We start from the raw sequence: 26,730 nt of genomic DNA, 5'->3' as shown, positions 1-26,730 counted from the left end.
AGATGCAAATCTTTATATTAAATATGATGGACTTGTTTAACGGATTCACTGGACTTTTCTAGCGTAATGGATGGACTTATTTTACCGTATGGAGTGGCCTTGCCACTCCGTAATATTCAGTTAGTTTCCAAGCTTTATCTCACTACGAACATGGGCTTTGTATTCCCAGCAATAAAATCCTATATGCTCTACCAAAACTCTATTATGTTTCTTTAGATTATCTTTTAAACGAAGATAATTTTCGAAACCATGATGAATTTATCCAAATAAAATTAGGATTAGATGAAAAATCAATTTCTATTTTAACTATTGACTCTGATTACACTATTAGAAATCATATTTTAAAAAACTACATTTTAACTATACAAACAAGGAGCGTGAAATAATATGTCAATACAAGAAAGAAAAACTAAAACTGGAATTAGTTTTAGAATTACTGCATATGACGGATATAAAATAGATAAAAATGGTAACTATAGACAAGTAAGAAAAACTAAAACCTTTAAACCTCCAAAAGATATGCCACTACGACAAGCTAGAAAGATAGCTCAACAAATGGAGCTTGATTTTACAGATCAATATAAAAAAAATCAAGCAAGTGGTGTTAGCATGAAACTATCTGAAGTATGGGATTGGTTTAGTAAATATTACGCTCCAAACTATCTAAGAGAATCCACGCAAGAAACGATGCGAAATATCGTTGAAGCAAAGATTCTACCAGAAATAGGACATATAAAGTTAGGTGACTTTTCACCTAATAGAATTACCGCCTTTTTATATGATGTTGCTATATATAAAGATAAAGATGGTAAACCTATTAAACCAACAAAATACTATAAAGATTCTTACACCCAACTGATTTTTTCTAAATTACACACACTCTTTGACATTGCAGTTAAGCAAGGTTGGATCAAAGATAATCCTTGTACAAATGCGATAAAGCCAAAAAGAAACAAAACTCAAAAACTTCCCCCGTTCGAAATTGATCAAATTAAAGATTTATTGAAACGTAGTGAAAATTTTGATACCTATAATGCTGTGATTCACTTTCAACTATACACAGGTATGAGAATTGGAGAAACACTAGCACTTACGTGGGATGATATTGATTTTGAAAAACGTACCATCAATATTAACAAAACAATCAACTATGTTAAAGGTGAGTTTAAAATTGGTCCTCCAAAAACAGATAACAGTTACCGAATACTAGGAATGAACAACACAGTGTATAGTCTTCTTCAACAAATCAAAGAAGAACAAGATAAAATGAAAAAAGCATTAAAAGATGTCTGGCAAGATTTAAATTTAGTATTTACTCAAGATACTGGTGGCTATATCCAAAAAGCAAATATAAATAATAGATTAAGTTCATTAAAAAAAGGAACAAACTATGAATATATCACTGTTCATTCCTTACGTCATGCAAATGCAACTTTACTATTAATGAATGGAGTTGATTTAAAAATTGTATCTGCCCATTTAGGTCATAACGATATTCAAACAACTGCGAACGTTTACATTGATGTCTTAAAATCGCAACAACAAGTCGTTGCACAATTAATTGAATTTAATCTTGAATCATAAGTATTTTTATTCAAATTAATCAACCATAAACAACTTTAAACACCAAATAAACACCAAAAATATTTATATATACAAAAAGCGCCCTATTTATCGGCACTTTTTGACTGATTTTATTATTCTACACCAACAATAAATGAGTAAACTGGCTGTTTACCAACATGAACTTCACATTCTACATCTTCATAGTTTTCTTCAATGAAGCTTCTAGCTGCTTCCTGTTCTTCTTCTGTTACGTCTTCACCACAAATAAGTGTAACGATTTCAGAATCTTCATCTACAAGATTGCTTAAGACATTCTTTAATGCTTCTAGCTTATCTGGTACACAAGCCACAATCTTCTTTTCACATAAAGCCATATAGTTATTTGCTTTAATTTCTAATCCATCAATTGAAGTATCCTTGATTGCGAAAGTTACCTGACCAGTCTTTACATTCGCAATAGCTTCCTTCATTTCATCCACATTTTCATCTAATGTTGCTTCTGGATTATACATGATAGCAGCAGATAATCCCTGAGGAATAGTCTTAGTAGGTAATACTACAACATCTACTTCTCCTTCTAATACTGTAGCTGCCTGCTGCGCAGTCATGACGATATTGGAGTTATTTGGAAGAATGATGACATGCTTTGCATTCACACCCTTGATTGCTTTAACGATATCTTCAGTTGCTGGGTTCATTGTCTGACCACCAGATACAACATGATCACAATTTAATTCAAGGAACATATCCTTAATACCATCACCTGCAGCCACAGAAATAAGAGCCATTTCCTTAGCAGGAGCCATTGGGATTTCTTCTTCTTTTTCTTCTTCAGATACTTCAGTATTCACTACAGTTACCTTAGTGAATTCACCAAAACGAAGACCTGTATTTAATGCATTACCAGGCTTTAATGTATCTACATTACCAATAACCTTGTTATCTTTCTGTGCTACATCTACGTTCTTCCCTGGTAAATTCTTTAACTCATTGATAAAACCATCTAAGTTGAATGCATTCATCTTTCTGTCATCAATCTTTAATGTGAACTGTACACGATAACCATAAGGCTTTTCTTCTTCCTGTACAATTTCCACATCACTTGCAGCACCAACATTATCTACTTTTTCAATCACTTCACCAGCAAGAGCAGCCATGAAACCAGTTAATACTAATAATAAACCAGCTCCTCCTGAGTCAACTACACCTACTTCTTTTAATACTGGAAGAAGTTCAGGTGTATTATCTAAAGACTTTTCAGCACTCTTTACAAAGTAAGAGAACCAGTCTTCAATTTCCATATCTGGCTGTACATACTTAGCAGCTGCATCAGCAGATTCTCTGATAACTGTTAAGATTGTTCCTTCTACTGGGCGCATAACTGCTTTATAAGCCACTTTAGCACCAGAAGAGAATGCATCAGATAATTCTGATACGTTTGCTGTTTCTTTTCCCTTAAGTGATTTAGCGACACCTCTAAAGATCTGAGAAAGGATAACACCAGAGTTACCTCTTGCTCCCATTAATAAGCCCTTAGAAAGAGTTTTAGCGATATCACCAATAGGTGTATCATCAGCAAGCTTTTCAACCTGTTCAGCCCCAGAATTGAATGTAAGAGACATATTAGTACCTGTATCTCCATCTGGTACTGGGAAGACGTTTAAAGCATCTACCTCAGGATGATTATTATGTAATACGATAGCCCCACTTAAGACCATCTGTTTAAACATTTTACCGTTAATTTCCTTCATGCTTCATCCTCCTAGTCCATTACACGGATGCTCTGAACATAAACATTCACAGCTTCAACATCAATATCTAGAGTCTTTTCTAGTACATATTTCACTTTCTTCTGTACTTCATATACGATTTCAGAAATCTTCACACCGTAACCTACAATAATATAAAGATTAATAATAGAACCAGTCTGACCTTCTTCAACAACAATTCCTTTAGAATAATTATCTTTACCTAGAAGATCATAAAAACCATCCATCATCTTCTGGCTAGCCATACCTACAACACCATAACATTCTGTTGCAGCTCCACCACAAATAGTAGCAATAACGTCATTTGAAATATCTATATTTCCAAGATCAGTTGTTTTTTTAATCATATTGATTCCTCCATTTTTATTCTTTTTTCATAATAGTAATTATATATCATATACACAAACATTACAAACAATTAGGATTATAGCAAACAATAAAGATTTTTCAATCCTTATTTTGTCCATATATTCAACTTTTTTTACATTTTGGACAGATTAATTAAAAAAATGATTGATTTTTGATGAGGTAGATGGTAAGATACACGAGTATGTGAAACAAGTAAAAGGATGGTGAATTCAATGTCTAGAAAATGTCAGCTTAGCGGTAAAGGACCTATGTCTGGTAACAACCGTTCTCATGCATTAAACGCTACAAGAAGAAAGTGGAATGTTAACTTACAGAAAGCTACTGTCATCATCGATGGTAAGCCTACAAAGGTAAGAGTTTCTGCAAGACAGTTAAGAACTTTAAGAAAGAGCGCTTAATCGATATAATAATAGAGGCTGGTAACAGCCTCTTTTATTTTACTATGTCTAACACTTCTATAAGTTTGTCTATTTCATATGTGACAGCTTGAGAAGTGTTTTTTTGATGTTTTGGATTAAAGTAGCATGTATCGATGCCAGCGTTTTCTCCACCCTTCATATCGCTTGTAAGTGAGTCTCCAATAATAATTGTGGTATCAGGATCATAGTGGGTCTTTTCTTTAATATAATTAAAGTATGTAATATCTGGCTTTTCATACCCTACATCTTCTGAGATGAATATATCATCAAATAAGTCATAAAGCCCTGTACCCTTTAATTTGCCTAACTGAGCGACTTTTGAGCCATTTGATGCCGCATACTGCTTGCAATGTGGTTTAAGTGCCAAAATGACTTCTAAGGCGAATTTATTCAAACAATAATAAGTACCTAATGCTTCCTGATAATCTTTATTAAACTGAACACCATCAATAGAAACATTAAGTAATGTAAAAAAGTCTACAAAACGTTTCACCATAAGTTCATTCCTTCTTGAATGATCCTTTTCAATCATCTTCCAGCATTCTTTATTAATCTTTTTGTATTCTTCAAATTGTGCTTTTGTCATAGATACGCCATGCTTCTCTAAACATTTTTCCATGCTGATTCTTTCAGACATTTCAAAATTAAGAAGTGTGCCATCTATATCCCATAATATAGTTTTATATTTCATAATGTCCTGCCACTCAAAATGTGATTAAATATACTCACATAGAGATAATGTAAGTTCTCACGAACATTACTTACTATGTCATCGTGTATGCTTTTGATTGACCGAAATCATATCTACTCACAAGTTCTAGTACACTCCATAGTCGTAAATTCCCGAAATAGCCTTCGGTACATACCTACGTTTGCGTTTGTTTATGCAACTTCGTAAGTCGTAGCATCTCTCAGATTAAGTGCAGCATTGAAATCTCTGTCTTCGATATAACCACAATCACATCTGAAAAGTCTATCTGAAAGCTTTAAATCTTTCTTGATACTTTTGCAGCAGTGACATGTCTTAGATGATGGGAACCATCTATCTACTATTCGAAGTTCGATTCCGTTTTCCTTGCATTTAGCTTGAAGCTTTCTTTTAAATTCATAAAACTTCTGCGAAGCAACTGCCTTTGAAAGATGTCTGTTCTTCATCATTCCTGATACGTTTAGATCTTCAATCGTTATATAAGATGGCTTGGTTTTCACTATCTCTGCGATTGTCTTATTGATGTAATCAGTACGAATATTGTCAATTCTATGATGAAGCTTCTGTATCTTAAGCCTTTGTTTCTGTATATTTCTTTTTTGAGTGGACCCTCCTTTCTTTAGATTTTCATACTTTCGAGAAAGACTTCTCTGTTCTCGAACAAGCTTTTTTTCAAGCTTCTTTAGTTTTGCAGATTTATTGATGTTCTTATAAATCTTTCCATTAGAAACAATCGCAAAGTCCTTTAATCCAAGGTCAATGCCAATTCCTTCACTGGAATTGTTAGCTATCCTGTGATCTGGGATTTCTATAAGAACTGAAACATAGTATCTGTCAGCCTTTATTGAAACATGACCGCTCTTAATTACGTATCCATCTTTTGTAGTTGGAATATATCCTTTCTCTTTGATGCGTACCCAACCAAGTGACGGAATCTTGATTCTGTGTCTTTCGCAACTGCAATCTTTTGGATTATTCCTTACAAAATACATTTTCACATCAGATCTGCCTTTCTTCTTAAATTTTGGAAAGGCACTCTTGTGATTAAAGAATTTTTCAAATGCGGTCTGTCCGTTATTTACTGCCTGTGTTACCGATTTCGAATAAGCTTCCCTGATCCAGGAATATTCTGGATGGCTCGGAAGAAACTCATTGTTGAACCATACTCTAAACTGACTGCTGCCCATAAACTTTTTGCCACTTTCATGAAGCTCCTTATTATGAGCAAGATAGAAGTTATAGATAAATCTGCAAGTACCTATTGTTTTACGAATCCTGACTTTCTGCTCCTCTGTCGGATTTATTTCCGTCTTGAAACTCTTCAGCAATTTCCTCATCCCTTTCTATCTGTTTTTTTATACTTACTAACCCCATACAGCCTGCAGGAGAACACATGAAGTATTGAAACAATATACTGCATGAGTTCTCCATCTGATTTCTAATCTAATTATAGTACAAATGGAAAATCTATGCATCAAGTTAAGCTTCATGAACGCCGATTTATAGGCGTTTATATAATTTAATTTTCACTAACCTGTGGTCTGTGGGTATTCAAATAATTCTTTTACATTACAAAACTATCTTAAAAATGTAACTTGATTTAGTAAATGATGATTATACGTATAATAATGCCTGTAGTTTTGGTTCGGTTTGCCTTTAAAGTTCCTTTTCTATCTCAACGTTATAACATCTTAACAGATACGCCTAAAAGTTCAGTAAAATCCTTTAATTTATAATTTGTGATATTTGATGTTTTCATTTTAACGCTCTCCTTTGAGGAGATTTGAACACATTTAATCACAATAGTCGATATATTTAGTTACTTATATTTTCTTCCTTATTTCATTATACAAAAAAGATAGGAATACTCAATATCCCTATCTCTTGAATGATTTCTTAAATTGATCAAAAATAGATTCTTTTTCATCTAATTCTTTAAGTTTTGTATAAAGGTCTTTTTCTTTCTTGCTTAACTTCTTAGGAATAGAAACGTTAACCTGAACATACTGATCACCATAAGTATCACCACGCATGTTCTTTACACCTTTACCCTTAAGTCTCATAACTGTACCAGTTTGTGTTCCTGCTGGAATCTTCATAGTGACATCACCATAAACAGTAGGTACTTCAACTTCACAGCCAAGAGTTGCATCTACTGCAGAAACTGGAACTGATATAGAAATATCATTACCGTTTCTCACAAAGTATTTATGTGGACGTACATAGATTTCTACATATAAATCACCATTAGGTCCACCATTGACACCACGCTGTCCTTTACCAGCGACACGTAACTGCTGATGAGAATTAATACCAGCTGGGATAGTTAATTCTACAGTAACATTCTTATTAATATATCCTGAACCGTGACAATGTGGACACTTATCCTTGACTACCTTACCTGTACCATGACAGTCTGGGCAGACTGATTCATTAATGATAGTACCAAATGGTGAACGCTGCTGTACTCTAATACGTCCTGTTCCACCACATCTAGAACATGTATGCACATCATTAGGATTCTTAGCACCTGTACCATGACAATGAGAACACTGTTCATCATAGTTAATCTTAAGTTCAGTCTTTTTACCCTTGATAGCATCCATGAAATCAATTTCTATCTGAACATAACGGTCTTCACCTTTTTGTGGTCCTGTAGGTCTTCTAGAACGTGACTGTCCTCCGCCAAAGAATGAACCGAAGATATCACCAAAGTCCATATCTTCAAATCCGCCAAATCCCTGGCCACCAAATCCTCCAGCACCTGCACCACCCTGTTCAAATGCTGCATGTCCATAACGGTCATAAGCCGCCTTCTTATTCTCGTCAGAAAGAACTTCATAGGCTTCATTAACTTCCTTGAACTTGTCTGCTGCATCTGGCGCTTTATTCACATCAGGGTGATATTTCTTTGCCATCTTACGATAGGCACGTTTTATTTCATCTTTTGAAGCATCCCTAGATACACCAAGGACTTCATAGTAATCTCTCTTATCTGCCATAAATTACACCTCATTTAATATAAGCCAAGGGGATTACCCTTGGCTTTCTTGTTAGTTCTTTTCAGTAAAGTCTGCATCAACGAAATCATCGTTATTGTTGTTAGATGAAGTGTCTGCACCTGCTGTGTTACCAGCATTCTGCTGCTGATACTGAGCAGCAGCCATCTGCTGAGCAATCTGTTCAAGTTCGCTCATCTTAGATTCAAGAGTAGCCATATCATTATTGTCTAATGCAGTCTTAAGTTCATCTCTTAAAGCTGTAGCCTGCTTCTTCTGATCTTCTGGAAGGTTAGCACCCTGTTCAGCTAAAGCCTTATCAATCTGGTTGATCATAGCTTCTGCTTTGTTCTTAGTTTCGATGTCTTTACGTTTCTTTTCATCGTCAGCCTTATTGCTTTCAGCTTCCTTAACCATTCTATCGATTTCTTCTTCACTTAAACCTGTAGAGTTCTGAATAGTGATAGACTGTTCTTTGTTTGTCTTCATATCCTTTGCTTTAACGTTTACGATACCGTTAACGTCGATATCAAATGATACTTCAATCTGAGGAATACCTCTTGGAGCTGGTTCAATACCATCAAGTTTAAATAAGCCTAACTGCTTATTATCTTTAGCCATTGCACGTTCACCCTGTAATACGTTGATATCTACAGCTGGCTGGTTATCAGCAGCAGTTGAGAAAATCTGTGATTTAGTAGTAGGGATAGTTGTGTTACGAGGGATTAATACTGTCATAACGCCACCCATAGTTTCAATACCAAGTGATAATGGTGTAACATCAAGTAATACGACATCCTTAACATCACCAGTGATAACACCGCCCTGGATTGCAGCACCCATAGATACTACTTCATCAGGGTTAACTGACTTGTTAGGTTCTTTTCCTAATAATCTCTTAACTGATTCCTGTACTGCAATGATACGAGTAGAACCACCAACTAATAAGATCTGATCGATTTCAGAAGCAGATACTTTCGCATCAGTTAATGCCTGTCTTACTGGAACTTCTGTTTTAGCAACTAAATCAGCTGTTAATTCATCAAATTTAGCTCTTGTAAGAGTCATATCTAAATGAAGTGGTCCATTAGCACCAGCAGTGATATATGGTAATGAGATCTGAGTCTGCATCATACCAGATAAGTCTTTCTTAGCCTTTTCTGCAGCATCTTTTACTCTCTGCATAGCCATCTTATCAGCGCTTAAATCAACACCGTTTTCTTTCTTGAATTCAGAAACCATGTAGTCCATAACTTTCTTATCGAAGTCATCACCACCTAAGCGGTTGTTACCTGCAGTGGCTAATACATCAAATGTACCATCATATAAGTCAAGGATAGAAACATCGAATGTTCCTCCACCTAAGTCATATACTAATACTTTCTGTTCCTGTTCAGTTTTATCTACACCATAAGCAAGTGCCGCAGCTGTAGGTTCGTTGATAATACGTTCAACATCAAGACCTGCAATCTTACCAGCATCCTTAGTAGCCTGACGCTGAGCATCATTGAAGTAAGCTGGAACTGTGATAACTGCCTTAGTTACTTTTTCACCTAAATAGCTTTCAGCAGTAGCCTTTAAGTTCTGAAGAATCATTGCTGAAATTTCTTCTGGTGTATAATCACGACCATTTACATGTTCTTTATAGTTTGTACCCATATGTCTCTTGATTGATGCTACAGTATCAGGATTTGTAACAGCCTGACGCTTTGCAGCTTCACCAACGATGATTTCACCGTTCTTGAATGCAACAACTGATGGAGTTGTTCTCATTCCTTCTGGATTTGCAATTACTTTTGCTTCACCATTTTCCATAACACTGACACATGAATTTGTTGTACCTAAATCAATACCAATAATTTTACTCATAATAAGTTCTCCTCCTATTAATCCTTATTCACTTTCACTAAAGTTGCTCTAATTACTCTATCTTTTAACATATAACCTTTTTGTAATTCTTCAGTCACAATATTTGGACCAAAGTCAGGATTATCATCCTGCATGACTGCCTGGTGCATATTTGGATCAAATTCCTTACCCTGTGCTTCAATCACAGTTACACCATTCTTACCAAGAATATTCATTAACTGGTTCAAAATCATCTTATTACCCTTAAGAATATTCTTACCTTCTTCGCTTTCAGGTTCAACAGTTAATGATCTTTCATAGTTATCAATAACTGGTAATAACTCTTCAATAAAAGACTGCATTGCATACTTTAACTGATTCGCATGTTCATTTTTAAGTCTTTTCTTTAAGTTTTCCATATCAGCGAATACTTTATAATAATCTGTCTTCCACTTGTTGATTTGAGATTCTAAATCCTTAATCTTTTCATCTTTAGGATCTACTGTTTCTTCAGCTGTTTCTTCAGTTGTTTCTTCTTTTACTTTTTCAGCTTCTTCCTTAGTAGATTCTTCAACAGTTTCTTCTGCTTCTTTCTTCATTTCTTCTGCCATGGTCTCACCTCTTCTACTCATCATTTTCCTTGATGATTCTTTCTATATTTTCAGTAATATATTCTACAAGCGATACAACTTTCTTGTAAGGCATACGTGTTGGACCGATTACAGAAATCGTTCCTTTACTAGCTCCTCCTGTATCAAAAGAAGATGAAATAACTGATACATCATCAAGTCCAGATACATTTGAATCATCACCAATTAATACCTTGATACCATCATCATCAGTTGGTGCTAAGAAATTCCAGTTTGATGAATTTTCAAATGCACTCACTAATTTTCTTAACTTGTTGACATCATTGTATTCTGGTTGATACAGCAAATGATCTTTACCAGAGAAATATACATTGTTTCTTGCAAACTTCATAAATGCTTCTAAGAAAGCATTAAACAAGATTTCATGTTCCTTGATTCTCGTATTGAGGATTGGCTTGACATCGTTTTCTAATCTATCTGCCACCTGATTAATTGGCGTTCCTACTAATGTGTCGTTCATTACAGCCACACAAGATTGTAAATCATCCAAACTCAATGTCTCAGATAAAGTGAAAACTCGATTTTCTACATGTCCCTTATCCGTTACAATAATCGCAGTCACATTGCGCGTCCCAATTGGAACAAGTGTAATGTTCTGCAGAGATTCATAACTTGAATTAGGTCCTAGAGCAACCGCCGTTAGATCAGTCAACTGGCTTAACATTTCGCAGCTTTCTTTAATCAAATTATTCAATGATTGATGTGTATCACTAAAGATAGTTGCAACCTGGTTCTTTACCTGTTCGTCGACATTTGGCTGAAGCAAAGTATTTACATAATAGTAATATCCCTTCTTAGAAGGAACACGACCAGAAGATGTATGTGTCTTCACTAGAAAGCCAAGTTCTTCAAGCTTGCTCATTTCATTTCGAATAGTGGCGCTTGAATATGGTAATTCATATTTTGTCATTAGAAGCTTAGATCCAACAGGTTCTGCTGTTTCAATAAACTCTTCGACAATATATTTAAATATAAGCATTTGTCTTGCCGAAAGCATTCCCAAGCACCTCCTTAGCACTCTTTTTCCTCTTGTGCTAGATTCATTATACATTCTTTTTTAGCAGTGTCAAGACTTTAGTGCTAGTTTATATTAAAAAGGGTTTCTCTAATTTGAGAAACCCTTTATTCTGGTAAGAAATCTAGAAGAATGGAATTAAGAAGATCGAGTGTATCATTTGTTTTCAAATGATTGTTTTCAATAATCAACGAATGATTACCAAGGTTCTTAGTGAGAGCTTCTTTATAGACATCTTCTACAGAACAATGATATCTTCTTTTAAATTCATCAAGGTCTAATCCTTCTTTTAGACGTAAAGACATCATAAGATGATTAAACATTGTATCTTCAATTGTTTCTTTTTCTATATATATTGTATTCTTCCCCTGCAAGTAATCAGTAAGACTACGCGAGTGAGAAATAAGTTCATTATCTATTTTACCTGTCGCACCAATGCCCACACCATAATAGTTATCATAATGCCAATAAACTTTATTATGTTCTGATTCATGATTTCCTAACGCATAGTTAGAGACTTCATAGCGATGAAAACCAGCATGAGAAAGTGTCTCTACAATATAATCACTCCACTTTCCTTCTGTTTCTTCATCAAGAGGTTCAAAGGAATCATATAAACGTGTATGTTCCTCCAATATAAGTGAATAATAAGATAAATGATTAACAGGAAGTGATAGAGCAATATACAAGTCTTCTTTTACATCTTCTAGGGTTTGTCCAGGAAGTCCATACATCAAATCAATGGAGATATGCTTAAAGCCTATAGCCTTTGCATTTCTTACTACTTCTTTCGCAATATCGGAAGTATGATAACGTTCAATCTTTTTTAATAAATCATTATTAAATGTCTGTACACCAGCGCTTATTCGATTCACACCATGAGTATGCATACATTCTAGTTTATCTAGCGTTGCTGATTCAGGATTGACTTCTATTGTATATTCGAGAGTATCATCACCTACAAAAGGATCAACCATGCTTAATAAGATATCTAATTGTTTTAAAGAAAGAGCGCTTGGTGTTCCTCCTCCTATATAAATAGTTCTCATAATATGATGAGGAAGTGCATCAAGTTCTTCCTTTAATCGTTCTAAATATTTTAAGACAAACTCTTCACGATAATAGACCTTTGCGAAATCGCAATAAGAACAGATATGATCACAAAAAGGAATATGAATATAAAGTGCTTTTGTTTCCATATTATATCCTCATCAAGAAAAGTTCTAATCCTCTAAATTTATCTACTGTACCTGTCTTGATTGCATAATCTAGTTCTGATAAGGCATAGAGTTTTTCCATGAGTTCAGTGATATCAAAATGTGCTGCATTTTTACAAATTGGATAGATAGCACGAGGATTAAGACCGAGTGCTGAGGCAATATCATTATCACGATAGCCCTTCTTGCTCATAATAGAGACCTGATAGAGATTACGTAATGCATTCGCAATTAAACCAATGAGTTCTAAAGGATCATGTTTCTTAGAGATTAAGTCTTGATAAACACGCATTGTATTTCTTAAATCATGATTCAATAATGCATTAGTTAACTTAAAGACATCCTCTTCAACTCGTGGTGGGACTAATCTTTCAACATCTTCTTTCTTTATACTATGTGTATAGAGACATAATTTCTCTACCTGATTAGAAATAGTGAGAAGATCATTTCCACAGCGTTCTAGTAATAAAGCAAGAGCATTGTCTTCAATAGAGGCATTTCTATGAACAATAGCTTCTCTAGTAGCCTTATAAAGCTGATTGAAGGTTAATTTCTCTATTTCATACCATTTCGCATTTTTACGTAATGATTTAACTACTTTCTTTCTTTCATCAAAGTTACGCTGATCATGATATATTACAAATAATGTTGTTGGATTATCATGTTCAATATAATCTAAAAACAGTTTAATATCTTCATCTGTGACTAGCTTCTTTTTAGGCTTCTCTTTTGTAAGAAAGATTGGATTCTTTAATACAACCATCTTATATTCTGTAATAAAAGGTTGTGTTAAAGCATCTTCAATAATGTCCTTCATAGGTGTTTCACCTGCATGATAGACCATATAGTTCATGTCATCACTTGTGCATTGATATTTCTTTTTTAAGTCTTCTAATCTTTGTGCAAGTAATAGTTTTTCTTCTCCATATAATACAATATTCATAGTTCTCCATCCTTTTGTCCTATTCTACCATATATTTATTAATAACGGTAAATAAGATGTTCTCCTAAATAAGTGATAATAGAAAAGCTGCCATCAAGATCTGTACGTAGTATTTTAATCTTTCTTTCTTCTAATCGTTTAATGACAATATGAGCTGGATGTCCATAGAGATTATGTTCTCCTACACCAATCATTGCGATACGTGGATGAACCATTTGAAAGAATGTTACAGAAGAAGAATAACCACTGCCATGATGTGCGACCTTTAAGACATCCACATCTATTTCCCCATATTTCTTATAAAGATCTTCTTCTACGTTACTTGGGATATCACCTGTAAATAAATAATTATAGCCTCCTGTTGTAACTAACATGACTAATGAGTTTTCATTAGTGGAAGGATAGATAACATCACTTTTAAGCATCTTGATTGTAATGAGCTTATTCTTCTCTTCTTTCTGATACGTATCAATAATACGCTTGACTTTATATTTCTTCTTTAATGAATCTAATGCACCATAGTGATCATAATCATGATGATATATATAAACTCTATCAATACACGGTATACCCTGTGATTTAAGATAAGGGATGACATTATGCGAGGCAATATCATATTCCCTATTACCACCTGTATCAATCAAATAATTTCCTTGATTAAAAGGGAGACGAATGAGTGAACAATCTCCCTGGCCTACATCAATAGTAGAGACCTGCGTATAAGGTTTATAGATACTATATATATGGAAGCTGGTCAGTAGTGCGCACAACAACGACATAGAAAATTGAATACTCTTTTTTTCTTCTAATAATAAGAAGATATTAAACAAGATAATGTAATAAAGAATAATAAATGAGAGTGTTGGTTTTTGAAAAATGATTTCTGCATTCAATGAAGTAATAAAGGTAAGAATCATCTGTTGGTAGCCAATCATCATCTTCATAATTAGATTTATTGGAAAAATAAGAGAGAGAAGTGTCACAATATAAAAACAGGATATAAAAGGAGAAAGAAGAACTGTTAAGAAATAAGAAAAGATATTGATAGAGAAATTAAGTGAGAGGACAATAGGAATACCACCTAAATAAATAAGGAAAGAGCGGTATGGGAAATGTTTGGTCATAATGACAAGAAAATAAATAAAATATGAAAAGACAAAAGAAATACTAAAGATGATATAAGGATTCTTAATTACATTAACTAAAACAAGAAATGATAAAACATCTAGTTGATTGAACTTCTCCTTCACAAGATCATAAATTACTAACATATAAAAAGCACGATGAAGAGATATATTATAAGGTATAGAAAAAATATAAAAGCCTATAAGTACTTTAATGATGATATCTGCAATATCATCACGTATAAATGATTTAATAAGACTGAGACATTTATAGAGTAAATGAATATGCATTCCTGAAAGAGCAAACATATGTACAAGAGAAAGACTTGTGAGGAGTGAATAGTCTTCTTTAATGGCTTCATCTTTAATGCCTAAGATAAATAGCTTCTGATAGCTTTTAATAGATTTTGAGGAAGAAAACTGTTTTTCTAATAATTGATAAAAAGAGGGATGAGATGAGACAGAAGTAATATGGGTGATTTTAGCCTTTGCAACGATATTGTTAGCTTTGAATGAATGATATTCATCATAACCTATAGGATCTTTACGATGCTTGATTTCTAGAAAGTTCAATTTAACAAGTACTTCATCATTATATTGAAACTTATGATCTGTATAGGCTTTAATCTTCCCATAACCAGTATTTAAAATAACATAATTATCTCTAACATCTTTCACCTTTCCTGAAACAATAGAAGGCACTTCTGTTGATGTGGCTGGTCTAAGTATAATAGGTAATAAAAAAAGAAGAAATAACATCTTTCTTCCAAATCGTTTTACTAGATAAATTAAATAAGCTAGTAGAAATATATAAAATAAAGGATGAACAAGATAAGCAACAGATAGTAACAAGACAAATACTGCATAATATACTAAATGATATCTTAAAGGCATAAGTAGTCACGGTAGATGAGATATTTCTTCTCACCGATTCCTTGTATATTCATAATGTCTTCTATTGTATAAAAGGGCTGTATCTGCCTATAATCTATAAACTTCTGTGCTGTTTTCTCTCCTACTCCTTTTAATGTCATAAAGTCTTCTATTGTTCCTTTATTGAGTGAAATCATATTTGCTCTTTTTTCTGGTAAGTAAAGACGCATCTCTGCCTGGATACTTCTATTCATATTTAAAGATTCCATACAGGCATTTTCTTTAACTCCAACTTCCTTAACCAAATCACTCATTGTCATCCCTTCTTTTATAGGGACTTCTCCTGTCTTGTTAAAAGCACCTTCTAATGTAATATAGACTTCTGATTTTTGTGTTGAGCTGACCTTCTCAGGCTTTTGATAACCATATATAAATGAGGCAATACTTAGAAGAATCAGCCCTATAATCTTAATTTGACGCATAAAAAAAGAGAATTAAATTAATTCTCTCTTGTAATATGAAAATGCCTATAAGCAAGATCTGTCGCAATTCTGCCTCTTGAAGTACGTTTAATCAAGCCTTTTTGTAGTAAGTAAGGTTCATAGACATCTTCTAATGTCATTCTTTCTTCACCAATGCTTGCAGCAAGTGCTTCTAATCCTACAGGGCCGCCTTGGAAACGATTGATGATACCTAGTAAGTATTTATGATCGACATCATCTAGTCCTAGATTATCTACTTTTAAACGGTCCAATGCCTGCATTGTACGGTCTTTAGTAATGATTTCATCACCATAGAACTGAGCAAAGTCTCTGACACGTCTAAAGAGTCTATTCGCAATACGTGGTGTTCCTCTTGAACGTCTTGCAAGTTCCATTTTAGCTTCTTCTTCCATTGTCATACCATAGACTTTACTTGTACGAGAAATAATATCTCGGAGTTCTTCATCCTTATAATAATCAAGTTTAGCCACAATACCAAAACGGTCACGTAATGGAGCAGAAATATCTCCTGCACGTGTTGTCGCTCCTACTAATGTGAAAGGAGGTAAATCAATACGTACAGAACGTGTTGTCGCATCTTTACCAATCATAACATCTACACAGAAATCTTCCATTGCAGGATATAGTATTTCTTCTACGACTTTATTTAAACGATGAATTTCATCGATAAAGAGTACATCCCCTGGTTCAAGAGATGTAAGTAATGCAACGAGATCACCTGTTTTTTCAATAGAAGGTCCTGTTGTAATCTTGATATGCGTTCCCATTTCATTCGCAATAATCATCGACATTGTGGTTTTACCTAGTCCTGGAGGACCATAGAATAAAACATGATCAAGTGTTTCATCACGCATCTTTGCAGCACCGACAAAGACACGAAGGTTTTCTTTTAAATCATGCTGACCGACATATTCATCAAAAGAAGACGGTCTTAAAGAACTTTCTTCATCTTCGATATGTTCATTTGTATCTAAAATATCACGATCCATAAGATTCTCCTTTCATTATTGTGTTAATAAAGCTAATGCACGTTTTACATAACCATTAGTGTCTAGATTTTCACTAGATAATACTTTCATTGCTTTTTCTACATCATTTTGTTTATAGCCTAATGCGATTAATACTTCAGTGGCTTCTTCATAATCTGGAGAACCAAGAGGCTTCATTGCACGTTTATCAAACTTACCATGCAAGTCAAGAATGATCTGCTGTGCTGCTTTAGGTCCAATACCTGGTATCTTCTTTAAATAAGTTGTATTTTTACCTTCTATCGCATCAATAATCGCATCAATCTCACCTGTCGCAAGAATACCAATAGCTGTCTTACAGCCTATTCCTTTTACAAGAATAAGCTTCTGAAATAATTCTTTTTCTTCTTTTTTCTTAAAGCCAAATAAAGTAATATCATCTTCTTTGACCTGCTGATAGATATAGACTGTTGCATCATCACCCTTTTTAAAATTATAGGGGTTGGATACATGTACTTCATAGCCTATTCCATGATTATCTATGACAATATGATCTGAATACAAATCTGCAATGATTCCTTTGATATAACTATACATAAAAATCTCCTTTACGCATTTCCTAATTCTATCATATGTCAAAAAAAAATACCATTTCTAGAAATGGTATTAATTATAAAATTCAAATTCGAAGTCATATAGGCGTACAGTATCGCCATCTTCACAGCCTGCTTCTCTTAATGCATCATCGATACCCATATTACGGATCTGTAATGCGAATCTCTGGAAGCCGTCATCTGTAGTAAATGATGCCATCTGCACAAGTCTTTCAACCTTCTTACCAGTAACTTCCCATACACCATTACCTTTATTATGGATAGTGAATGGTTTTTCTTCTTCCTTATAAGTATAAAGAACACTTTCCTGTTCTTCTTCCTGATTAAAGAAGTCTGGAGCAGTTTCTAATGCATCAGCAACTGCATAAAGAACAGCATCGATACCTTCATGGATAGGTGCAATGATTGGGAATACTTTCTGATCTCCAAGCTTTTCCTTGAATTTCTTTAAGTTTTCTTCTGCTTCATCACCATCCATCTTATTAGCCACAATAATCTGTGGTCTTTCTAATAAGCGATATTCATATTCACCTAATTCTTTATTAATAGTGACATAATCTTCATATGGATCTCTGCCTTCGCTACCGCTCATATCAATAATATGAACAATAACACGACATCTTTCGATATGTCTTAAGAACTGATGACCTAAACCTTTACCCTGTGATGCACCTTCAATAAGACCAGGTAGGTCAGCCATAACAAATGAACGACCATCCTTAACCTGTACAACACCTAAATTAGGCACAATAGTAGTAAAGTGATAATCAGCAATCTGTGGTCTTGCTTTTGAAACAACAGATAATAAAGTAGACTTACCAACACTTGGGAATCCTACTAATCCAACATCTGCAAGTAGTTTTAATTCTACTCTTAGGTTGAATTTTTCACCCGGTTCACCATTTTCACAGATTTTAGGTGCTGGGTTGCGTGATGAAGCGAATCTTGCATTCCCACGACCACCACGGCCACCTTTTGCGATTACAGCACGCTGACCATCCTTTGTAAGGTCGGCAATAATGTTGCCTGTATCGTCATCATAGACACAAGTTCCTACTGGTACTCTGATGACTAAATCATCAGCATCAGCACCATGCATCTTTTTAGCATGACCTTTTTCACCATTTTGAGCCTTGTATTCACGATAATATCTTAAATCTAATAAAGTTGATAATGAGTTTGTTGCAACGAAGATAACACTTCCGCCACGACCTCCATCTCCTCCAGATGGACCTCCCTTTGGAACATGCGCTTCACGTCTGAAAGCAACTGTACCATTACCTCCAGTACCTGCTTGAACATAAATCTTAACGCGATCAATAAATTTCATGTATCCACCTTCTTTCTTTAAAAAAAGAATCCCATGGGGGATTCTTGAGATTAAGCTACTGGGTAAACAGATACCTGTTTCTTGTTTTTACCAAGTCTTTCGTATTTAACGACACCATCAACTTTAGCGAATAAAGTATCGTCTCCACCTTTACCAACATTAGTACCAGGATGAACCTTAGTACCTCTCTGTCTATAAATAATTGAACCAGCTGTGCAAGTCTGTCCATCAGAAAGCTTAGCACCTAAACGCTTTGATTCAGAGTCACGACCGTTCTTAGTAGAACCTACACCCTTTTTAGAAGCGAATAACTGTAAATCTAACTTTAACATAGTATTATACCTCCCTAGTGTTAATTTTAACATATTGTTCATATGAGTATTCAACAGTTTCTAGAATTTTTAATAAAGTTTCTAGAATAATCTGATAATCTTCACGATTATTGAATATCTCGAAATAAGAGTAACCACTCTCAACATTGGCAAGATTGCCATCTTTCATGAAGCCTTTAGCTTCAAGCATATTGTAAATACCTACCACTGCGGTACTGATACCAGCACATGCAAGATCTTTACCATATTCATCTTGACCAGCATGTCCTTCAACCTTAATTGATTGAATCTGACCTGCATGGTAAACGACATCTACGTGAGTCATTAAGCGTTGATTTCTTTGATTGTTAGCTTAGTATAAGGCTGTCTATGACCCTGTTTCTTATGATAATGCTTCTTTGGCTTATACTTGAATACAGTGATCTTCTTTTCCTTACCCTGTTTTTCAACAGTTGCAGTAACCTTAGCACCTTCTACATAAGGATGACCAACTTTAACACCATTATCACCAACTAAAAGAACCTTTTCGAAAGTGTATTCAGTGCCTTCTTCAACATCTAACTTTTCTACAAAAATAGTATCTCCAGCTTCAACCTTTAACTGTTTTCCACCAGTTTCAATAATTGCGTACATCAGTGTACCTCCTTCATATTTTTTTCTCTTAGACTCGCCAACCAAGGCAGCACTTGCATTTAATACCTTTTATGTGCGGTTGTAGTCAGAGGTCTACAACGCTGATTATAATATCATTTATTACCCTTATCGTCAATATTTTTTTCAATTTTCTTAAATTCTTGTCGAGGACATGTACGATTATACACTTCTCTTAAGTGTTCTTGGGATACATGGGTATAAATCTGAGTTGTTGATAAAGAGGAATGGCCCAATAATTCCTGTACAACACGGATATCCATTCCTGCATCAAGTAAATGAGTCGCAAAAGAATGACGTATCGTATGAGGATGAATCTTACGTAAAGGATCATAGAGATACATTGTACGATCGATAATATTTTCTACTCCCCTATTTGTTAGCTTTTTTCCTCTTCTATTCACAAATACATAATCATGTGTTTCATGATATTCATTCATAATGCTTAATCGATCATTATCTATATATTCTAGTAACCATTTCTTTGCATAATCATGAAATGGCACTTCTCTTTCTTTGCTTCCTTTACCAAGCACTCTAATCATTTGTCTATTAAAATCAACCTGAGATAAACGTAATGAGACAACTTCACTTACACGAAGTCCTGATGCATACATAAGTTCTAGAAGAGCCTTATTTCTTACGCCTAAAGATGTATGCGTATCAATTGAGTCTAGATACCCCATCATTTCATCTACATAAAGAAAATCAGGGTTTCTACTACCTGTCTTTAATGAATGAACCTGTGTGAAAGGATTAGAAGAAACTATCTCCTGTTTACATAAGTATTTAAAGAAAGATCTTAAAGAACTCAAATAATGATTGATTGTAGTATGAGATAAGTGCTTCTCATTTAAATGAATCAAATAATTCTGAATAACATAGTAATCTACTTCCTGTAAAGAAATACTTTCTTTACCTATAAATAAAAGAAAATCAGTTAATTCTCTATCATAAGATTCTAAAGTAAGTACAGAGTAGTTCTTTTGATATTTAAGATAGTGAAGAAAAGTTTTCTTCTCATCCATGAATGAATTCTTCCATCTTTTCTAATGCACGTTGTGCATATTTTTCTTTCTTTTCTTTTTTCTTCACTTTACCTTCTAAATCAGGAAGAATTCCAAAGTTAGCCTTCATTGGCTGGAAATCACTAGGAGAAGCATGAGTAATATAATAAGCGAGAGATCCCATAACTGTTTCTCTAGGATAGACTAGTAATTCTTCTCCCTTTAAATATCTCACCATATTCTTACCAGCCACAATACCACTCTGAGCAGATTCCACATATCCTTCTACACCAGTCATCTGACCTGCAAAGAATAAATCTTCACGATTCTTGAACTGATATGTAGGATTTAAATATGTAGGTGAATTAAAGTAACAGTTACGATGCATAATACCATAACGGACAATAGAGGCATTTTCTAGTCCTGGAATCATATGAATAATACGGTCCTGTTCACCCCATTTTAAATGTGTCTGGAATCCTACAATATTATAGAGAGACCCAACCGCATTATCCTGTCTTAACTGAACAACTGCTTCAAAACGCTGACCATCCTTTTCTAGTCCTACTGGTTTCATTGGGCCAAAAAGTAATGTCTGTTTACCTCTTCTCGCAATTTCCTCAAAAGGCATACAGCCTTCAAAGAACTTTTCTTCAAAATCATGAGGCTTAACAACTTCCGCATTAATCAGTGCATCATAGAAAGCATCAAATTCTTCTTTAGTCATTGGACAGTTGATATATTCTCCATCACCCTTATCATAACGTGATTTATAAAAGGCTTTATTAAAATCAATAGATTCTTTTGTGACAATAGGAGCTGCTGCATCATAGAAATAAAAATAATCCTGATTACCCATTAAATTCATAATTTCTTTTGCGAGTGCATCACTTGTCAAAGGTCCTGAGGCAATAATAGTAGGTCCTTCAGGTATTTTTGTCACTTCTTCACGGTGTACAGTGACCAAAGGATGATTTTCAATAAATTCTGTCACTGCATGAGAAAAACCTTCACGATCGACTGCCAAAGATCCTCCTGCAGGTACGGCATGGTCTCTTGCCATCTTGACAATCAAGCTATCATTCATTGTCATTTCCTGTTTTAATACACCAACCGCATTCTTTAAACCATCTGCACGTAATGAATTAGAACATACAAGCTCCGCAAAATCACTTGTCTTATGAACATCAGTCTTTTTCACTGGTCTCATTTCATATAAATGTACAGGAATACCTTCTTTAATAAGCTGATAAGTCGCTTCGACACCAGCCAAACCTCCACCTACGACATTTACTTCCTTAATCATATTTTCCTCCAATAAAGAAAATGAACTGCATGGGCAGTTCATTATTCTTCTTTCTTTTTCTTTTCTTTAATAATTGTTTTACACTTTGGATAATTCGAGCAGGCTTTAAATGGACCAAAACGACCCTTTTTCCATACAACTGGACTGCCACAGTTAGGACATGTTTCACCTGTCTCTTCAAGCTTCTGAGGCTTGATATATTTACATTTAGGGTAATTAGAACATGCTTCAAAGCGTCCAAAACGACCCATTTTATAGATCATAGGAGAACCACATTGAGGACATGTCTCACCTGTTTCTTCATTGATCTTATTTTCATCAGCCTTAACATATTTGCATTCTGGATAATTAGAGCAGGCTACAAATTCTCCAAATCTTCCTTTTCTAACAACAAGATCTCCACCACACTCAGGACATTTTTCTCCTGTTTTTTGTGGTTCAATCTTTTCCATACCATCATAGGCTTTTTCTAATAGTGGTTCAAATACTTGTTCAAATTCAGTTAAAGCATGAACATAAGTATCCTGACCCTTCGCAATTTCATCAAGCTCATTTTCCATCTTTGCAGTATAGTCTACATTGATAATTGAATCAAAATATTCAAGAAGTTTCTTATTAGTCAAAAGACCTGATTCAGTAGGCTTGAATGTTTTCTTTTCTAAAATGACATATTCTCTAGTCTGAATTGTATCAATAATAGTGGCATAAGTAGAAGGACGACCAATACCTAATTCTTCCATTGCCTTAATAAGTTTTGCTTCTGTATAACGTGCTGGTGGTGTAGTGAAATGTTGTTCCTTATTGATCTTTTTAGCGTCAATTTCTTCATTTTCACTCATATCTGGGAGTAATTCATTTTTACTCTTATCATATTCACCATAAACCTTTAACCAACCATCAAACTTTAAGATAGAGCCTGATGCATTAAACTTATAATCATTGTTGTCTAATACTAAAGATGTACTTGCAGACTGGCTTGGTGCCATGAGTGAAGCAAGTGCACGGGCATAGATCAACGAATAAAGCTTATATTGTTCCTGTGTAAGATATTGTTTAATACTTTCTGGTGTACGTTCAATACTTGTAGGACGGATGGCTTCATGGGCATCCTGTACATTTTCAGTCTTTTTAGACACCTTAATGCTTCCCACATATTCTTTACCATATGTCTTTTCAATATAATCCATAGCAGCAGAAGTGAATTCTGGTGATAAACGGATAGAGTCAGTTCTCATATAAGTAATCAAACCGACAGTTTCAGTACCGATATCAATCCCTTCATATAATTTCTGAGCAATGGACATAGTACGTCTTGCCTTAAATCCTAATTTACTAGATGCTTCCTGTTGAAGTGTTGAAGTAATAAATGGTGCATAAGAATTTCTTTTCTTTGTTGTCTTTTTAATCTTTTCAACAGTAAAAGTTGAACCTAGTGCATCATAAATAGCCTGTGCTTCTTCACCATTATGGATTTCTAATTTCTTAGTCTTATGTTTTGTAAGTTCTGCCTTGAAAGGAATATTATCCTTTTCAAATTCAGCATCGATCTTCCAAAATTCTTCTGGTACGAATGCATCAATTTCTGCTTCTCTTTCACAGATCAATCTTAATGCAACTGACTGTACACGTCCCGCAGACTTAGATTTAATCTTCTTCTGTAGTAGTTTAGAAAGCTTAAACCCAATAATTCTATCTAGAACACGTCTTGTTTCTTGCGAATGGACTAAATCCATATCAATCCTACGTGGATTTTCAATCGCATTTGTGACTGCATTCTTAGTCACTTCGTGGAATTCTACTCTCTTTGTAGTTTCAGGATCTAATCCTAATACTTCTGCTAAATGCCATGAGATGGCTTCCCCTTCACGGTCCGGATCGGTTGCGAGATAAACATCATCTGCTTTTTTAGCACATGCTTTTAATTCTTTTACAACATCTTTCTTATCTTTACTAATAACATAATGAGGGGCAAACTCATTTTCTATATCTACACCTAAGCCGCCTTTACCAGAAATAGCCAGGTCTCTGATATGTCCTTTTGATGATTTAACTACAAAATCATCGCTTAAGTATTTACTAATTGTTTTAGATTTAGATGGTGATTCGACAATAACTAAATGACTCATACATCTAACCTCCTTCATCACATTATAATATGGGATTTTTTTATTTTGTCAACATATTAGTGAGAATAAGAAGCGAAACGCTCCCTATTCTTCTAAGATATCTTCTACACTCATAACTAGCTTTGCGCCCTGCTGGATCAATGAATTACAGCCTTTGCAGTCATATATACGTCCTGGAACCGCAAAGACATCCTTGCCTTGTTCTAGGGCAAAACCAACTGTAATCATTGTGCCACTTTTAATATCTGCTTCGGTGACAAGAAGTTTCTGTGAGAGTCCGGCTATAATACGATTGCGTTTAGGGAAATAGTCCTTTCTAGGCGGGGTAAGACCTGGATATTCACTAATAATAAGTTCGTTTTTTAATTGATCATAGAGTTCCTTATTCATTGGTGGGTAGGGATAATCAATTCCACTTCCAAGTACTGCCACTGTATGACCATTAGTTTTTAAAGCCGTACGATGGCCCACACCATCTATTCCTTTAGCCATGCCTGATACAATCACAAGTCCCTGTTTTACAAGATTTTCCACAAGAATACGTGTCGCCTGGACACCATACTCACTGCAGTCTCTCTTACCAATTACACCGATACATTCATTATCTAACAATGATAAAGATCCATAATAATAGAGCACAAATGGAGGACAGTTGATGAACTTAAGATGCTGTGGATAATCATCACTAATAATAGTCGTATAAGAGCACTTAATTGTCGCAAAAAGTTCTTTCTTTAATGATTCATCTACACGTTCTTTACGTTCTAATGCCTTATAAATCAAATCAAACTGTCCATGATACTTCAATGAAAAATAAAGTAGAATATCTTCCACACAATCACCTCCTACTATATCTATTCCCTGTAAGAGGCTTCTTTTCTCAAAAAAGAGAAAGATATTTAATCTTTCTCTTCAAAATCAAATGATAATTGTTCATTCAGTACTTTTTGTACTGGCGCAAAAGATTTACGATGTATTGGAGTCACACCATATTTTTCTAATGCTTCCTTATGTGCCTTAGTGACATAACCCTTATGTTTTTCAAAGCCATATTCTGGATATTGTTTACCATATTCCTTCATAATGCGGTCTCGAGTCACTTTTGCAAGAATACTTGCTGCTCCAATAGATAAACTTTTTGCATCTCCTTTAATAATAGAAAGATGTGGAATATCTCCTAAAGGCATTGCATCGCTTAATGTAAAATCAGGTTCTAATGATTCTACAATACGTTTCATACCTGTACGAGAGGCTTCATAGACATTCAGTGTATCTACTTCTTCTACTGATAAAACCTCTATTTGATAAGCAAGCGCATTCTCTATAATGAGGTCATAGAGTGCTTCTCTTTTCTTTTCTGTGAGCTTCTTTGAGTCATTAATACGTTCATCATAGAAATCCTCAGGAAAGATGACACCACCTACAACAAGTGGCCCAGCCATAGGACCTCTACCTGCTTCATCGACACCTAATATTCTAGAATAACCAGCAGTCCTGGCTTCATTTTCGTATTTTAAACGTTCCTGATTATTCATCACTTAACTCCCAAGTAATTCTTCCTAGAGAGGCATTCTTTAAGTCATTAAAGAACGTTTCCTGAACACGGTCATAATCTGTTTCGCCTCTTAATTTCTTAATATGACGATAATCTGAAATATGATCATAAACTGGTAATACCCAATCAGAATCTAAATCAATAGTCAAATTATAACGTTCCTTCAACTTTTCTGGATAATGTTTTGCGAGATAACCAATTGCATGAATAAAGAGATCATCAAGAGGAAGTATTTCCATCTTAATAGAGCCACATAATGCGACATTCATCGCTTTATTGATATCTGTAAACTTAGGTTCTAGAACACCTGGTGTATCAAAAAGTTCAAAATCCTTATCAACACGAATAATCTGCTGAGACTTAGTAACACCTGGTTTATTTCCTACTGCAGCAGCTTTTCTTTTCGCAATCTTATTAATAAAAGTAGATTTACCTACATTTGGAATACCTGCAACAAGAGCACGAATAGGTTTGGGTTTTAATCCTCTAGCCGCTTCTTTTTCATGCTTTTCTTTTAACTGATAACGGCACAAATTAACGATTTTCTTTTCTTCCTTGAAGTTCTTTAAGTCAACCGCAATAGCACTATGGCCCTGTCTTTTAAATTCTGCAATTAATGCATCTGTTGCCTTAGGATCAGCTAAATCTTTCTTTGTAAGAATATAGAGGCGTGGCTTATTTTTAATCATATAATCAAGTTCTGGATTATGTGTTGAAAAAGGAGCTCGTGCATCCACAAGTTCAATCACAATATCTACTAACTTAACTTTACTTTCGATTTCTCTTTGGGCTTTAGCCATATGCCCTGGATACCACTGAATCTGTTTTACCATAATT

General features: G+C 34.6%; 26 protein-coding genes and 1 other annotated feature. Of the genes, 2 read left to right on the top strand and 24 right to left on the bottom strand.

What is annotated here, in order from left to right:
- Positions 1-387: 387 nt before the first annotated feature.
- Complete coding sequence (locus H8909_RS04380; protein WP_117561266.1) at positions 388-1,584, top strand: tyrosine-type recombinase/integrase; 1,197 nt, start codon at positions 388-390, stop codon at positions 1,582-1,584.
- 113 nt (positions 1,585-1,697) lie between these two features.
- On the opposite strand, the gene H8909_RS04375 is transcribed toward H8909_RS04380, so the two are convergent.
- The gene (locus tag H8909_RS04375; RefSeq protein ID WP_187011987.1) at positions 1,698-3,317 is read right to left on the bottom strand and encodes a DAK2 domain-containing protein; all 1,620 of its coding nucleotides are present in this window, start codon (positions 3,315-3,317) and stop codon (positions 1,698-1,700) included.
- Between the two features lie 11 nt (positions 3,318-3,328).
- A complete protein-coding gene (locus H8909_RS04370) occupies positions 3,329-3,682 on the bottom strand; it encodes an Asp23/Gls24 family envelope stress response protein (protein WP_187011986.1) in 354 nt (117 codons plus the stop codon).
- 234 nt (positions 3,683-3,916) lie between these two features.
- Between H8909_RS04370 and rpmB the strand changes: the two genes are divergently transcribed.
- Positions 3,917-4,102 (top strand): 50S ribosomal protein L28, encoded by a 186-nt coding sequence (gene rpmB, locus H8909_RS04365; RefSeq protein ID WP_022425067.1) that lies wholly within the window; start codon positions 3,917-3,919, stop codon positions 4,100-4,102.
- Between the two features lie 34 nt (positions 4,103-4,136).
- Here rpmB and H8909_RS04360 read toward each other — a convergent pair whose 3' ends face one another.
- From H8909_RS04360 to ylqF, 22 genes are all read right to left on the bottom strand, one after another.
- On the bottom strand, positions 4,137-4,814 hold the full coding sequence (locus H8909_RS04360; RefSeq protein ID WP_187011985.1) for a YjjG family noncanonical pyrimidine nucleotidase: 678 nt from the start codon (positions 4,812-4,814) through the stop codon (positions 4,137-4,139).
- Between the two features lie 191 nt (positions 4,815-5,005).
- Positions 5,006-6,169: an RNA-guided endonuclease InsQ/TnpB family protein gene (locus H8909_RS04355; protein WP_187011984.1), complete on the bottom strand. Its 1,164-nt coding sequence runs from the start codon at positions 6,167-6,169 to the stop codon at positions 5,006-5,008.
- Positions 6,170-6,709: 540 nt separating this feature from the next.
- Positions 6,710-7,834 carry a molecular chaperone DnaJ gene (dnaJ, locus tag H8909_RS04350; RefSeq protein WP_117459041.1) on the bottom strand — a complete coding sequence of 375 codons (1,125 nt, stop codon included), beginning with the start codon at positions 7,832-7,834 and terminating at the stop codon, positions 6,710-6,712.
- A gap of 51 nt (positions 7,835-7,885) precedes the next feature.
- Positions 7,886-9,700 (bottom strand): molecular chaperone DnaK, encoded by a 1,815-nt coding sequence (gene dnaK / locus H8909_RS04345; protein ID WP_187011983.1) that lies wholly within the window; start codon positions 9,698-9,700, stop codon positions 7,886-7,888.
- A gap of 17 nt (positions 9,701-9,717) precedes the next feature.
- Positions 9,718-10,290 carry a nucleotide exchange factor GrpE gene (grpE, locus tag H8909_RS04340; protein WP_238928215.1) on the bottom strand — a complete coding sequence of 191 codons (573 nt, stop codon included), beginning with the start codon at positions 10,288-10,290 and terminating at the stop codon, positions 9,718-9,720.
- 13 nt (positions 10,291-10,303) lie between these two features.
- Positions 10,304-11,326 carry a heat-inducible transcriptional repressor HrcA gene (hrcA, locus tag H8909_RS04335; RefSeq protein ID WP_187011982.1) on the bottom strand — a complete coding sequence of 341 codons (1,023 nt, stop codon included), beginning with the start codon at positions 11,324-11,326 and terminating at the stop codon, positions 10,304-10,306.
- Positions 11,327-11,451: 125 nt separating this feature from the next.
- The gene (gene hemW / locus H8909_RS04330) at positions 11,452-12,543 is read right to left on the bottom strand and encodes a radical SAM family heme chaperone HemW (RefSeq protein ID WP_187011981.1); all 1,092 of its coding nucleotides are present in this window, start codon (positions 12,541-12,543) and stop codon (positions 11,452-11,454) included.
- 1 nt (position 12,544) lies between these two features.
- Positions 12,545-13,504, bottom strand: coding sequence for a DNA polymerase III subunit delta (gene holA, locus H8909_RS04325; protein ID WP_187011980.1), 960 nt, complete (start codon positions 13,502-13,504; stop codon positions 12,545-12,547).
- A 38-nt stretch (positions 13,505-13,542) separates the two neighbouring features.
- Complete coding sequence (locus H8909_RS04320; protein ID WP_187011979.1) at positions 13,543-15,522, bottom strand: ComEC/Rec2 family competence protein; 1,980 nt, start codon at positions 15,520-15,522, stop codon at positions 13,543-13,545.
- A complete protein-coding gene (locus H8909_RS04315) occupies positions 15,513-15,983 on the bottom strand; it encodes a ComEA family DNA-binding protein (protein ID WP_117459036.1) in 471 nt (156 codons plus the stop codon). Before H8909_RS04315 ends, H8909_RS04320 begins: the two co-directional genes overlap by 10 nt.
- Positions 15,984-16,000: 17 nt before the next feature.
- The gene (gene ruvB, locus H8909_RS04310) at positions 16,001-16,993 is read right to left on the bottom strand and encodes a Holliday junction branch migration DNA helicase RuvB (RefSeq protein WP_117459035.1); all 993 of its coding nucleotides are present in this window, start codon (positions 16,991-16,993) and stop codon (positions 16,001-16,003) included.
- 15 nt (positions 16,994-17,008) lie between these two features.
- Positions 17,009-17,569, bottom strand: coding sequence for a Holliday junction branch migration protein RuvA (ruvA, locus tag H8909_RS04305; protein WP_117459034.1), 561 nt, complete (start codon positions 17,567-17,569; stop codon positions 17,009-17,011).
- A gap of 69 nt (positions 17,570-17,638) precedes the next feature.
- Positions 17,639-18,916 carry a GTPase ObgE gene (gene obgE, locus H8909_RS04300; protein ID WP_055233442.1) on the bottom strand — a complete coding sequence of 426 codons (1,278 nt, stop codon included), beginning with the start codon at positions 18,914-18,916 and terminating at the stop codon, positions 17,639-17,641.
- 50 nt (positions 18,917-18,966) lie between these two features.
- The gene (gene rpmA / locus H8909_RS04295) at positions 18,967-19,248 is read right to left on the bottom strand and encodes a 50S ribosomal protein L27 (protein ID WP_022425801.1); all 282 of its coding nucleotides are present in this window, start codon (positions 19,246-19,248) and stop codon (positions 18,967-18,969) included.
- 4 nt (positions 19,249-19,252) lie between these two features.
- On the bottom strand, positions 19,253-19,573 hold the full coding sequence (locus H8909_RS04290; protein ID WP_022425802.1) for a ribosomal-processing cysteine protease Prp: 321 nt from the start codon (positions 19,571-19,573) through the stop codon (positions 19,253-19,255).
- Entirely contained in the window at positions 19,573-19,881 is a 309-nt protein-coding gene (gene rplU / locus H8909_RS04285) for a 50S ribosomal protein L21 (protein WP_022425803.1), read from the bottom strand. Before rplU ends, H8909_RS04290 begins: the two co-directional genes overlap by 1 nt.
- Positions 19,882-19,901: 20 nt before the next feature.
- Positions 19,902-19,972: a sequence feature (ribosomal protein L21 leader region), on the bottom strand.
- 22 nt (positions 19,973-19,994) lie between these two features.
- Positions 19,995-20,927 (bottom strand): site-specific tyrosine recombinase/integron integrase, encoded by a 933-nt coding sequence (xerA, locus tag H8909_RS04280; RefSeq protein WP_187011978.1) that lies wholly within the window; start codon positions 20,925-20,927, stop codon positions 19,995-19,997.
- Positions 20,920-22,212 carry a methylenetetrahydrofolate--tRNA-(uracil(54)-C(5))-methyltransferase (FADH(2)-oxidizing) TrmFO gene (trmFO, locus tag H8909_RS04275; RefSeq protein WP_187011977.1) on the bottom strand — a complete coding sequence of 431 codons (1,293 nt, stop codon included), beginning with the start codon at positions 22,210-22,212 and terminating at the stop codon, positions 20,920-20,922. Before trmFO ends, xerA begins: the two co-directional genes overlap by 8 nt.
- A gap of 41 nt (positions 22,213-22,253) precedes the next feature.
- A complete protein-coding gene (gene topA / locus H8909_RS04270) occupies positions 22,254-24,338 on the bottom strand; it encodes a type I DNA topoisomerase (RefSeq protein ID WP_238928214.1) in 2,085 nt (694 codons plus the stop codon).
- Between the two features lie 84 nt (positions 24,339-24,422).
- Positions 24,423-25,172 (bottom strand): DNA-processing protein DprA, encoded by a 750-nt coding sequence (gene dprA / locus H8909_RS04265; RefSeq protein WP_187011975.1) that lies wholly within the window; start codon positions 25,170-25,172, stop codon positions 24,423-24,425.
- Between the two features lie 65 nt (positions 25,173-25,237).
- Positions 25,238-25,873, bottom strand: a complete 636-nt coding sequence (gene rnhB / locus H8909_RS04260) for a ribonuclease HII (protein WP_187011974.1) — start codon at positions 25,871-25,873, stop codon at positions 25,238-25,240.
- Positions 25,866-26,726 carry a ribosome biogenesis GTPase YlqF gene (gene ylqF, locus H8909_RS04255; protein ID WP_187011973.1) on the bottom strand — a complete coding sequence of 287 codons (861 nt, stop codon included), beginning with the start codon at positions 26,724-26,726 and terminating at the stop codon, positions 25,866-25,868. The genes rnhB and ylqF overlap by 8 nt, the downstream gene beginning before the upstream one ends.
- Between the last annotated feature and the right edge of the window lie 4 nt (positions 26,727-26,730).

Origin of the sequence: Catenibacterium faecis, assembly GCF_014306455.1 — a bacterium.
GTDB lineage: Bacteria > Bacillota_I > Bacilli_A > Erysipelotrichales > Coprobacillaceae > Catenibacterium > Catenibacterium mitsuoka_A.
Note: the sequence above shows the minus strand (reverse complement) of the source record. Positions and strands in the feature narration are given on the sequence as shown.